General features: G+C 29.2%; 12 protein-coding genes. 10 read left to right on the top strand and 2 right to left on the bottom strand.

Translation table 11 applies throughout. The features are described 5' to 3' along the window. A partial coding sequence (locus tag L866_RS0107155) for a transposase (protein WP_025730547.1) occupies positions 1–224 on the bottom strand: 224 nt, incomplete at its 3' end. A 110-nt stretch (positions 225–334) separates the two neighbouring features. Then, the gene (gene rfbA, locus L866_RS0107150; protein WP_025730546.1) at positions 335–1,198 is read right to left on the bottom strand and encodes a glucose-1-phosphate thymidylyltransferase RfbA; all 864 of its coding nucleotides are present in this window, start codon (positions 1,196–1,198) and stop codon (positions 335–337) included. Between the two features lie 202 nt (positions 1,199–1,400). Here rfbA and L866_RS0107145 point away from each other — a divergent pair, with 202 nt between their 5' ends. From L866_RS0107145 to L866_RS08750, 10 genes are all read left to right on the top strand, one after another. Beyond that, the gene (locus tag L866_RS0107145) at positions 1,401–2,921 is read left to right on the top strand and encodes a lipopolysaccharide biosynthesis protein (RefSeq protein ID WP_025730545.1); all 1,521 of its coding nucleotides are present in this window, start codon (positions 1,401–1,403) and stop codon (positions 2,919–2,921) included. Positions 2,922–2,923: 2 nt separating this feature from the next. Then, positions 2,924–3,787, top strand: a complete 864-nt coding sequence (locus tag L866_RS0107140; RefSeq protein WP_025730543.1) for a LicD family protein — start codon at positions 2,924–2,926, stop codon at positions 3,785–3,787. Between the two features lie 61 nt (positions 3,788–3,848). Continuing rightward, entirely contained in the window at positions 3,849–4,559 is a 711-nt protein-coding gene (locus L866_RS0107135) for an IspD/TarI family cytidylyltransferase (protein WP_025730541.1), read from the top strand. A gap of 23 nt (positions 4,560–4,582) precedes the next feature. Further along, entirely contained in the window at positions 4,583–5,653 is a 1,071-nt protein-coding gene (locus tag L866_RS0107130; RefSeq protein WP_025730539.1) for an NAD-dependent epimerase/dehydratase family protein, read from the top strand. Further along, the gene (locus L866_RS0107125; protein ID WP_025730537.1) at positions 5,640–6,632 is read left to right on the top strand and encodes a glycosyltransferase; all 993 of its coding nucleotides are present in this window, start codon (positions 5,640–5,642) and stop codon (positions 6,630–6,632) included. Before L866_RS0107130 ends, L866_RS0107125 begins: the two co-directional genes overlap by 14 nt. A 22-nt stretch (positions 6,633–6,654) precedes the next feature. Continuing rightward, positions 6,655–7,746: a glycosyltransferase gene (locus L866_RS0107120; RefSeq protein WP_025730534.1), complete on the top strand. Its 1,092-nt coding sequence runs from the start codon at positions 6,655–6,657 to the stop codon at positions 7,744–7,746. A gap of 47 nt (positions 7,747–7,793) precedes the next feature. Further along, positions 7,794–8,813, top strand: coding sequence for a glycosyltransferase family 2 protein (locus L866_RS09120; RefSeq protein ID WP_025730533.1), 1,020 nt, complete (start codon positions 7,794–7,796; stop codon positions 8,811–8,813). Between the two features lie 19 nt (positions 8,814–8,832). Beyond that, complete coding sequence (locus L866_RS0107110) at positions 8,833–9,897, top strand: hypothetical protein (RefSeq protein WP_025730531.1); 1,065 nt, start codon at positions 8,833–8,835, stop codon at positions 9,895–9,897. A gap of 2 nt (positions 9,898–9,899) precedes the next feature. Next, complete coding sequence (locus L866_RS0107105) at positions 9,900–11,198, top strand: hypothetical protein (RefSeq protein WP_025730529.1); 1,299 nt, start codon at positions 9,900–9,902, stop codon at positions 11,196–11,198. A gap of 124 nt (positions 11,199–11,322) precedes the next feature. Further along, positions 11,323–12,404: SH3-like domain-containing protein (locus L866_RS08750; RefSeq protein ID WP_035446384.1), on the top strand; the 1,082-nt coding region annotated here is incomplete at its 3' end.

The raw sequence follows: 12,404 nt of genomic DNA, 5'->3' as shown, positions 1-12,404 counted from the left end.
GTACCTACCCGCGTGGTAAAGTCTCGTTCATAATAGCCATTTCTTTGGCTCTGACGACTTTCTGCTCGTTCATAGTTATCGGCCTGGATATATTCTGTTCGTTGATTCTCCATCAATTGGTTGAACACTGTTGTCAAAATGCTTTTCGAGGCATCATCTTTTACCGAATGTTCAATAATGCTTTGAACCTCTTCTCTATTCATTGTAAAATGTACTTGGGTCATGTAAAGTCCTCCTAGGTATGTTTTGTGGTAAAAACATTGTACCGTAAAAGGAGCTTTATATGACCTTTTATCTTTTACACAATTATATGGACTTTATCAATTATTCTGAGCTATTTAATTAAATTTAATAAATATTTACCATAATCATTTTTTAGCAAAGGTTCAGCGAGCTTTTTAAGTTCATATTTTGTAATATAACCCATGCGATAACTAATTTCTTCGGGACAGGCTACCATCAAGTTTTGTCGGGTTTCAACAGTGTGAATAAATTCAGAAGCAGCTAAGAGTGATGCGTGTGTGCCTGTATCTAACCATGCAAATCCTCTGTCCATGAGTTGTACATGTAACTGATTTCTATCTAAATAAATTCGATTGATGTCAGTTATCTCTAATTCTCCCCGTGCAGAAGGACGTAATTGTTTTGCATAGTTAATAACTCGATTGTCATAAAAATATAATCCTGTAACGGCGTAGTTACTTTTAGGTTGTGAAGGTTTTTCTTCGATAGAAGTAATTTTCAATTCATCATTAAATCCAATAACACCAAATCGTTCAGGATCATTGACATGATAACCAAAAACAGTAGCGCCTTCTTTTTGTTGGGCAGCTTGTTGAACCATTTGACTTAAATTACTACCGTAAAATAGGTTGTCTCCAAGAATGAGAGAAACAGAGTCATCGCCGATAAATTCTTCACCAATAATAAATGCTTCTGCTATTCCGTTTGGTTGTTCTTGAATAGCGTATGAAAAACTTAAACCTAGATTGGATCCGTCACCTAATAGTTCTTGAAAACGAGGTAAATCCTGTTGGGTAGAAATGATTAATATCTCCCTTATACCTGCTAACATTAAAACAGACAATGGATAATATATCATTGGCTTATTATATATAGGTAAAAGCTGTTTAGAGATAGTAGTTGTTAGAGGATATAGTCTTGTACCACTACCGCCAGCTAAGATGATTCCTTTCATGATGAACCTCCAATTATTTAAAATGACATGTTTTTTTAAATTATAGCATGGGTGTTATAAATTGTGTTCTCAATTAATAAAGTTATTATAATTTTAAATATTATCTCTTAAATGAATTTATAAAAGTTTATAATGTAATACATATATATGTTATCCTATTCATAAGGATTATTTCTTAAATAAATGAGTAAAGGTAGATATAATGAGAACTCAAAAAATGATTTACAATACGATAGCTAAATTAGCTCAGCGCTATTTATCATATGTCCTAATATTTATTAGTCGAACTATTTTCATAAAAACTTTAGGCCAAACGTATTGGGGAATTAATAGTTTATTTGCTGATATCTTTATGATGTTATCTTTGATGGAATTAGGGGTTGGAGGAGCTCTAACATATTTTATGTTTGAACCAATATCAAATGGTGATAATGAACGAGTCAAGACACTAATGCATCTATATAGAAAAATTTATTCAGTGGTAGGAGTTACAGTTACTTTAATTGGACTAATATTAGTTCCATTCCTGCCTCAAATAGTGAACTCACCAACAAAAATAACAGATTTAAATGTAATATATATACTGTTACTTGCTAATGTGTCATTGTCTTATTTTTTTTCATATAAAAGATCAATATTTGTTGCAGATCAGAGAGATTATGTTAATTCATTAGTTGATTTAGCGTTTAGTCTTTTTAGAAGTACCTTACAAATTATATTTTTAATCACAACTAAAAATTTTATTATATATTTAATTAGTGATTTATGTGTCACTTTGATTAGTAATATCTACATATCAATGCGAGCAAATAAGGAATATCCTTTCCTGAAAGAAAAAAACATACAATCAATTACTAAAAAAGATAAGATACATATTTTTTCGCGAATTAGAGCTATTTTTTCACACAAATTAGGGACAGTTGTCGTCTATGGTACCGATAATCTTTTAATATCACTTTTAGTAGGCGTGAATTTTGTAGGGATATATGGAAGCTATAGATTAGTGATAAATTTCATACAATCGCCTATTGATCAAATTTTTAACTCAATGACAGCAAGTATAGGCAATTTAGCTGCGAAAGAAGGAAATGAATATTCATATACTGTTTTTAAAAGAGTTTTTTTTCTAAACATGTTCATTATCAGTTTTTCATCTATTTGTTTATATTTTTTAATAAATCCATTTATAACGATATGGATTGGAGAAAATTTTTTATTAAATCAAGCGTTTGTATTTATAATTGTTAGTAATTTTTTCATATCAGGTAGTAGACAAACTAGTCTTGCTTTTTCGCAAGCTAAAGGGTTATTTTGGAATACGAGATACAAGCCGATTATTGAAGCAATTGTTAATCTGATTTCGTCTATTATATTAGGAAAATTATTAGGACCAATTGGAATAGTTTTAGGAACTTTAGTCAGTTTTATATTAACTTCTTTTTGGGTAGATGCCTATGTGGTCTTTAAAAACTGGTTTGGTATATCATTTATAGAGTATATAAAAACTTTTTTAAGATATTTTTTCAATACTTTCTTAGTTGGAGGAGTACTCCACGTATTATTGGTATATGTATTAGGTGATAATTTAATATTTATTGGACGTTTCATTATAGTTGTATTATTTACTTTATTTATGTTCTTAGCGTTAACTTATAAAACGGATGAATTTAAATATTATATTAACTTATTAAAACAAGTTATTAAGAAAAGAAAGGAAAAATGATTATGTATAGCAGCAATAAAGAACTTCGTGATATTCAAAAAGTGTGTTTAAATATGGCTAAATATTTTGTTGAATTTTGCGAAGAGCATGATTTACTCTGTTATTTGTGCGGCGGAGGAGCTATTGGTGCAATTAGAGAAGGTGGATTTATACCATGGGATGACGATTTAGATTTTTTTATGCCTCGTAAAGATTATAATCGTCTGTATGAATTGTGGTGTAAACATGCTGATGTAGAAAGGTTTGCGATATCTAAGCCAAATAAGCATACGATTGATCATAATAATTTTATTACAATTAGAGATAGTCACACGACAATGATTAAACCGTATCAATCAGAATTGAATATTGTTCATGGTATTCCACTTGATATTTTTCCAATAGATATTGCACCAGAAACAAAAATTAAAAGAAAAATCCAAAAAGGATGGGCCATTGTCCGTAGTCTATACGCAACACAATTATTACCCCAAAATCATGGTAAAACAAAAAAAATAATTGCTAAGATCTTATTAGGTATAGTTCCTTCTAGTACTTGGAGATATTATATTTGGTCTTTTGCAGAGAAGCAAATGACAAAATATGAAAATACAACATCTAATTGGGTAACAGAATTGTGTGTTGGCCCTCGCTATATGGGGAAAATATATGCAAAGAAAAATTTCGAAAAAGCTGTATGGGTAGATTTTGAAAATACACGATTACCAATTCCAATTGGCTATGATGAATATTTAAGAGAAGCATTTGGAAATTATATGAAAAGACCAAGTGAAAATAAACAAATACCTCATCATGATGTAATTAAAGTTGATCCACATAATCCGTACACTAAGTATATCAATCAAGACTCAAATTCCAGTAATTAAAATTATGTTATAATAGCATAAACTTTTATGAATGTTTTGTTTGAATCGAAAGGAGAAAAAAATGGCAACAGCAATTGTTATTGCAGGTGGAGTTGGAAAAAGAATGGGGCAAGATATACCAAAACAATTTATTCTTGTTGAAGGCAAGCCTATTCTTATATATACTTTAGAAGCATTTGAAGAACATCCTAGAATTGATCAAATTTTAGTAGTCTGTGTTGAAGGATGGGAGAAAACGTTAGAAGCATATCTAAAAAAATATAATATAGCAAAAGTTAAATGGATTATTAATGGTGGTAAAATAGGACAAGAATCAATTTATAATGCAGTTAAATATTTGAACAATAAGGTTCCTAAAGATGAAATAATAGTTATTCATGACGGAATCCGTCCATTAATTGATGAATTTGTTTTATCAGATGTAATTGTTAAGACTGAAAAATATGGGAATGCAGTTACTTCTTTACCATACAATGAGCAAATATTTATAAAGGAAACAGAAAATACTACGAAACAGTACATTGATCGTAACACAATAAGACGCGTGTCAACACCACAGGGCTATAGATTCGATTTATTAAAAGATTCTTATGATAGAGCATATCAAGAAAATATCGGATTCACAGATTCCTCTTATACAAATACGATGATGGTAGAGTTAGGAGTAAGATTATATTTTGCGGCTGGATCTGATCAAAATATTAAATTGACAACTAAAGAAGATTTATTGTTATTTAAAGCTCATCTCAAGATGGAAGACTCATTAATTTAATTACTACATTAAAGGAGAAAAGTATGCTAATTAATCAAGAACAATATGTGTCAGATTTAGAAAAAGTATATAATTCTGGACTGATTGATTTTGAAAAATTAATAAATTCTAGCATTTTTATTACAGGAGCCTCTGGAATGATAGGTTCTTGTTTAGTTGATTTGTTAATGTATTCTAACGATAGATTAAACGGACAAATAAACCTATATGTATCAGGTAGAAATAAGGAACGCTTAACAACAAGATTTCATGCTTATAAAGATAAAAAAAACTTTCATATAATTCAAGCAGACATTATTGATCCTATTGATATAGAAGAAGATATAGATTATATAATTCACGCTGCTAGCAATACCCACCCAGTACAGTATGCCTCTGATCCTATCGGAACAATTATGACAAATGTTAAAGGAACCGAAAATGTTTTAGAATTTTCAAAAAACAAAAAGGTTAAACGCGTAATTTTCTTATCTAGTGTGGAGATATATGGAGAAAATACGTTAGATCATGATTTGTTTAATGAAAAGGATTTAGGATATATTGATAGTAATACTTTAAGAGCGGGATATCCAGAAAGTAAAAGGGTCAGTGAAGCGTTGTGTCAAGCGTATACGAGCAAATACGGAATAGATGTTGTTATTCCGCGTTTGTGTCGAGTATTCGGTCCGACAATGCTATTGAATGATACAAAAGCATCATCTCAATTCATTTTAAATGCTGCTCGTAAAGAACCGATTGTTTTAAAAAGTGAAGGAACTCAACAATATTCATATTTATATGTGTTAGATATCGTGTCTTCAATTTTATTTCTTATCCAAAAAGGTGTAAAAGGTGAAGCATATAATATTGGATCATTAGATTATAATTTTGAGTTAAAAAAATTAGCAAGTTATTTAGCAGAATTAAGCGGACAAAATCTTATTTTTGATTTGCCAGAAAAATCAGAAGCCATGGGTTATTCAAAAGCAACGATTGCAATGTTAGATGCAACTAAAATTAATAAACTAGGATGGCGTACGTTATTTAGTGTAAACGAATCGTTAAAGCATACAGTTCAGTTGTTAAGAGGAATGATAAAAAGTGAAACAACCTAAAGTTAGTGTAATTATCCCTGTGTACAATACGGGTAAATATTTAAAAAGATGTATTGATTCGATTTTAAATCAAACGTTAGACAGTTTGGAAATTATTTTAATTAATGATGGCTCTACAGATAACTCAAAACAAATAATGGAAGAGTATAAGAAAATAGATGAAAGAATAATCACAATTCACCAAGATAATCAAGGACCTAGTGCAGCACGAAATAGAGGATTAGAAATTGCAAAAGGTATGTTTATAGGCTTTATTGACAGTGATGATTTTATTCATAAAGATATGTATAACTATTTATTTAATTTAGCTACTCAAAAAGAAATAGATATTGTATCTTGTCAGATGAAGAATTTATATAAAAATTCTAAATTGGAAGTAAAAGATTTAGGACAGGATATCTTAACTGAGGTGCAAGGAAGTCAATCTTTTGGAGAAATGGTGAAAGGAAACATAACTAACTTAACCGTAACAGGTAAATTGTTTAGACAATCGTTAATTGGAAATCAAAAATTTCGAAGTGATATACCTATTGCTGAAGATGCTGAGTGGCTAAGTAGAGTGGTTGAAGAAACGAGTCATATGATTATTTCTAATCACATACTGTATTATTATTATATCAGAGGAAATAGTATTACAACTTCTTCATTTAACGAAATTGATATATTATCGCTAAGTATATATAAAGATTTAAAAAATTTTGTAATTAAAAAATTTCCGAATTTAAATGAAACAATGCAAGCAAAATTGTGTTGGGCTTATTTTATTGTTTTAGATAAGTTACTATTAAGTGAAAAAATAGATAATGATTTTAAAAAAGAACTTATTCTATTTCTAAAAGATAATAAGAACTTGATTATAAAAACAGATTTATTAACATGGAATAGAAAAATAGCATTTATTGTACTATTAGTCTCCGAAAAAATGTATAAGAGAGTATTGAAATTAAAAAGTGAAAAAATGACAAAAATTAATAACTAATAAAAAGTAGAAGAGTGAAATAATGAAAAAAATTGCTTTTGTAGAGTATGATATGTCGATTTCAGGTGGCGTCTTAACAGTTATCAAGGACTTGGCGTATCATTTTAAAAATAATTATGAAACTCATATGATTAGCTTAGTTCAACCAATTTCTGAACAGGATATGACTGAGGGGATTATTTATCAATCATTTGATATTGGTAATGGAAGAGTAAGAAAAATCCTTAGTCAATCGATTTTACCATTAATTAAGTATGTGAATGAAAACAAAGTAGATATTGTTTTACTAGAAGGACATTTTGTTGCACCGTTATCAATTTTTTTGAGATATTTTACTAAAGCCAAAGTTATTTTTTGTGATCATGGCGCAATTGAAAATCAATTATCGCATAAATTGGTAACATTATATCGAAAAATTGGTGTAAATTTTTCGAACTATACAGTAGTGTTGACGCAACAGTCAGTAAAAGCATATATAAAATTTCTTAATGCATCCCCTAAAAAAATATCTTCGATATATAATGCAGTACCAATAACTTTTCGAGAAGCTAAAAACATATATACAGGGGATAAAAATAAAATTATAACAATTACTCGGCTCTCTGAAGAAAAAGGTCTAAACTTATTGGTAGAGGTCGCAGAAAAATTGAAAGAAGAAGCTTTGAATAAACATTGGAAATGGCATATATATGGGACTGGTGTTTTGTATGATGATTTAAAGCAAGAGATTAGAGACAGGAGCCTAGATTGTTTTTTAAGCTTAAAAGGTTTTATCCAATCACCAGTAAAAGTATTCGGTGACTATGATTTATCTGTATTAACATCATATAGAGAAGGATTGCCGGTGGTATTACTAGAGTCATTAGCTATGGGGGTTCCACCTATCAGTTTCGATGTAGTTACAGGGCCAAATGAAATTATAAAGACAGGAGTTAATGGTATATTAGTAAAACCATACGATATCAATCAAATGGCTAACGAAATATCTAAATTAATGAATAATGTAAGTTTAAAAAAAATATATAGTGATAATTCAAAAGATACGTTAGAAAAGTTTTTGCCAGAGGAAGTATATTCTAAGTGGAATGATTTATTTGAGGAGCTTATTAAGTAGATAAATATTTTGTTTAAAATGGTGAATGGCTAGAGGGGAGATAGGTTGTGTTTAATAAAAAAGTGACAGTATTATTACCGATGTATAATTCTGAAAAATATATAGCGCGATGTATTGAAAGTTTGGTCAATCAAACATACAAAGATTTTGATGTTTTAATTATTAATGATGGATCAACGGATCAATCAAAGGAAATTGTAGAATCATTTAAAGATCAACGGATACATTTGTTAGAGAATGATAAAAATAGAGGGATTATATATACTTTAAATCGTGGGTTATCTTTAATAAACGGAGAATATATCATTCGAATGGATTCGGATGATGTATGTTTACCTGATAGATTTCAAAGGCAAGTTGATTTTATGGATTCTCACCGTAACATTGCTGTATCGGGGACATTTATCAGAATAAAAGCTAATGAAAAAAAACAAAAAAAAGAAGTTCCAACTACTCCCAAAAAAGTTAGAACGGAACACTTATTTAGATCTGCTTTGATGCATCCGACAGTTATTATGCGAAATTCAGTAATAAAAAAAGAAAAGTACCAATATAATCCAATTCACGAAGCTACAGAAGATTATGGATTGTGGCAAAAAATTTCTTTTAAATATGATTTAGCAAACCTCCCTGAAGTTTTGTTAGAATATACAGATAATATAGAAGGAATAACAAATAATGCAAATAAAAATTTAAAAAAACGAGATGAAAGTCATATTACTATATATAAAGAGCTATTTAATTTTTTGAATATAAAATATAGTGATCAAGATTTACAAGTATATCGTTTGTTTTTAACTGAGCGATTGACAATTAATGAACAAAACATAGAAATACTATTGAATATTTTGACAAAACTTTCTAATGCATTAGATTTTAATAAATACGATGAACAAAGTTTTAAGTTCATTTTAGGTCAATTATTTAGAAATAATTGTTTAAAATCAAATTATTCATATAGTGACTTTATTAAGTTATACAGACGTTGTTTTAATCATTTGATGATTATCCCGATGATGGAAAAATTAAAATATATTGTTAAGTGGGCTAGGCATAGAACAGCGTAAATAGGAGGGAGAGATATAGATGATAGAAGTAGCAGAAATGAGAGCGTTCATACGATATCATTTTAAAAAAATTACGGCGATTACAGCTATATTAACTATTTTACTTGCAGGGCTTTATTATATTAGAAGTTCTAGGGTAGATGATAGTAGCACAATGTCAGCAAAAACGCATCAAGAACTCAACTCAGAATTTATGTTATTAGCTAGTCAAAAAACAAATAGTGCAAATGAAGAGCAAATCGATAAAATTCGAGAAACTTTAATACAAGACACTTATACTTTAAAATTTTTAATAAAGAATCCAGAAGGCACGTCACTGATTAATGAAGGTACCATGAAGGATATTTTAGTGTCAGATAAAGTGTGGAACAAAGTTAAAGAATCTGGGGTAAAGACGAAAATTTTACCAAAGTATGGGATTCAAATTAAAACAGTTCCAGAGTCTAATGTTATGACGCTGATTGTAGGATTTGGAGAAAAAAAATTAAATAAAAAAATTGCACAATTGTACTATGATATTCTATCTAGTAAATCGGAATCTTTCTTTGCTAATACGCAAGTGTATGTTTTAGATGATGCGATTAAGTCGAATGTTCAAGGGGATAATGAGTTGAATATTGAATCTATTGAAACACGTAAATTTAGTGTGAAAAAAATGATAGTAGTTACTATTATAGGATTCATTTTTAGTAGTTTAATTTCAATTTTTATATCACTTCTAATTAATATATTCAGTAAAAATATACATTATTTTTATGATTATGAAAAATATATGGATGAAGTAAATGCGATTAAATTATCTCTCGAAAATGCTAAATATCAAAAAGATGCATTAAAATATTTTTTAAATCAAAAAGATATAATCGTATTTTCTGAGAATATTCGTGAGTTTTCTGAAGAAATTCAAAATGTAATTAAACAACAGAATTCCTTCGATAGTCATGAATTTTCAGAAATATATAATATAGAGTCAAAGAGTGTAGTCATATTAGTTAAGCAACATGTTACAAACAAACATTGGTACATGGAACTAATTAAAAAAGTAAGCTTTTTGAAGTTGCCAATTACTGTAATTGAGGTATAAAGATGATGAAGAAAGTCGACAGTATTAGACCATTGATATTGTTACTGTTTTTCTATACCCTATTTCAATTTTCTATAGATCAACATTTATTATTAAGCAAGCTAATAAATTTGGGCATTCCAATGATAGTCACTTTAATACATTTGGATTACCTTTATCGGAAAGTTAAGTTTTTCGACAAGACAATTATAATCTCGATTATCTTATTTGGCATTATAACAACATGGAGTCTTCTTGTTCCTTTTATATATAGGACAGGCGATTTAAGCTATTTTGCATCTAATAATTTTTATGTTTTACAATATATATTTAGATATTTAGCATTAGCGATTATCTATATAAAGGTGTTTAAAAAAGAAGCGACTATTGAAGGTTTTTTCGAAATGTATATAGATGCTTGTTTACTATTTGTAGCGTCAACGATTATATTTATGTTATTTCCTTCGATAAAGAACTTTTGGTTTTCGCATATTTATTTGTCAGATATTAATAGATTAAATATAGCTAAATCATATTATTTTACAAGAGTAGGAATAGATGGATTTGCAGGGTTTGGACAATCATTTAAAATAATAATAGGGGTAATCTTAGGGTTATATTTGAATTATAAAGTAATTGATAATGATGGATTTAATGTTAAGCTCTTTTTAAAGGTATTTTCCCTCGCTTTAAGTACGATGTTTTATGGTCGAATCGGCATGCTAATATCTATGCTGTTAATGGCTATATTGGGCATAAGGTTATTAAGGAAAAAATCAACACATTCATTAGCTTTGATAGTTCTAATCATATTAATGAGCATAGGGACTTTTGTGTTAACGGTAGCTCTACAAACAGAAAAATTTCAAGAGTGGTTTAATTGGGCTTTTCAATTTGTTATCCGTTTTATAAATACAGGGAAATTTGGAAGTCCATCTACGGATATTTTATTTAAGGAAATGTATTTTATACCAGAATTAAAAACTTTTATATTTGGAGATGGATTTTATACAAATGGATTAACGGGTGAGTATTATATGAATACAGATGTAGGTATACTAAGACCGATTTTATTTTTTGGGCTATTACCTGCGCTATTAAACTATGTTTTAATTGGAAACTTATTATATAGAACTATAGAGTTGTTTAAAATTCAACGAGCACAAAAATTATATTGGGTTTTAATTATTTTATCAGTGTTAGGCTTATTTGAACTTAAAGGCTCAATACAATTTGTTCTATTACCAATATTTGTTAGTTTTTATTGTGTGACTAAGCATGATTTTTTAGTATCAAACAGATCTATACAGAAGGTGAAGTAGCTAAACAGCGCTTCATCTTTTTTAGTAGAATGTACTAAACAAATAATTAAAATCATTCTTAAAATTAAACATGAATGTGCTAAAATAGAATTGAGTAACAAAAAAAGAAAAAAAGAGGGATTAAATGAAAAAAACAAATCGATTAATCTTAAGTTTATCAAGTATTGTATTAACGAGCTTTTTGACGCAACAAATAGTATTAGCTGATGATTTAAATGGAGAGATAGAAACCATAACGTCAATTGAAGATTACAAATTAAAGGAAGAGGAAAACAAGCGTAATGAAAAACTTGAAGATACAGAAGTAACAAATAAAAATATTACGACGTTGACTGATAATGATGCTGAATCAATCAAAAAAGTAAATCAGCAGAACAGCGATAGTGATACTGGAAAATATGAAAGTAAAGATAACATCACAGAATTTAAATCGAGTGATTTAAAAATAGCAGATGATCAAGATAGCTCTATACGCACTATTTCGGAATCATATGAAGCCGTAATTATATTTGGACAGTACAGTATTGATACGAAACCATGGGGAGAAGAAGGCTATAAAAATATAGGAACAACAGATACCTACGTTAATAAAAATGTGAGTATAATAGATGAAAGTTCTGAAGGACATTATAAATTGGCAGAATTCGATGGTAAAAAACTAGGGTGGATAGATCATCGAGCATTTGGTCGAATAGATGCAACAACTGTAGCGCGGATTGGAAAGGGAAGCTATTCAGTCGATACACAGCCGTGGGGAATGGAAGGGTACAAAAAAATTAATGAAACGGATCGTCTATTAGGGAAAGAAGTGAAAGTAGTCTCACAAAAACAAAATAAAGAATATTCTTACGTGTTAGTAGATGATAAACCTTACGGTTGGGTAGATAATCGTGCTTTAATTTCGAAAGAAGAACCTTACGATTCTTGGATAATTAATCCTAACTTTAGTATTGATAATGCACCATGGGGTGAGCGTAACTTTAAAAAACGAGATACATCTAATCGTTATGTTAATGAACGAATTAAAGTTTTAGGTGTAAATCAAACTAAAACGTATTATTTAATAGCTGATCAACAAGGTAAAACACTAGGTTGGATAGACCACCGAGCATTAAGCAATGCTAATTATACTGCGCAAATTATACGTGGAGATAATTTTAGCATCGATACACGGCCGTGGGGTACTCCGGGATATAAACGAATAGG

Origin of the sequence: Atopobacter phocae ATCC BAA-285 (genome assembly GCF_000526675.1) — a bacterium.
Lineage (GTDB): Bacteria > Bacillota > Bacilli > Lactobacillales > Aerococcaceae > Atopobacter > Atopobacter phocae.
The sequence above is the reverse complement of the archived record's forward strand: the minus strand, read 5'-3'. Positions and strand labels throughout refer to the sequence as shown.

Bases quoted from the DNA above. Each gene is read 5' to 3' on its own strand.
- rfbA (WP_025730546.1), bottom strand. From the start codon at position 1,198: ATGAAAGGAATCATCTTAGCTGGCGGTAGTGGTACAAGACTATATCCT.
- L866_RS0107145 (WP_025730545.1), top strand. From the start codon at position 1,401: ATGAGAACTCAAAAAATGATTTACAATACGATAGCTAAATTAGCTCAG.
- L866_RS0107140 (WP_025730543.1), top strand. From the start codon at position 2,924: ATGTATAGCAGCAATAAAGAACTTCGTGATATTCAAAAAGTGTGTTTA.
- L866_RS0107135 (WP_025730541.1), top strand. From the start codon at position 3,849: ATGGCAACAGCAATTGTTATTGCAGGTGGAGTTGGAAAAAGAATGGGG.
- L866_RS0107130 (WP_025730539.1), top strand. From the start codon at position 4,583: ATGCTAATTAATCAAGAACAATATGTGTCAGATTTAGAAAAAGTATAT.
- L866_RS0107120 (WP_025730534.1), top strand. From the start codon at position 6,655: ATGAAAAAAATTGCTTTTGTAGAGTATGATATGTCGATTTCAGGTGGC.
- L866_RS0107110 (WP_025730531.1), top strand. From the start codon at position 8,833: ATGATAGAAGTAGCAGAAATGAGAGCGTTCATACGATATCATTTTAAA.
- L866_RS0107105 (WP_025730529.1), top strand. From the start codon at position 9,900: ATGATGAAGAAAGTCGACAGTATTAGACCATTGATATTGTTACTGTTT.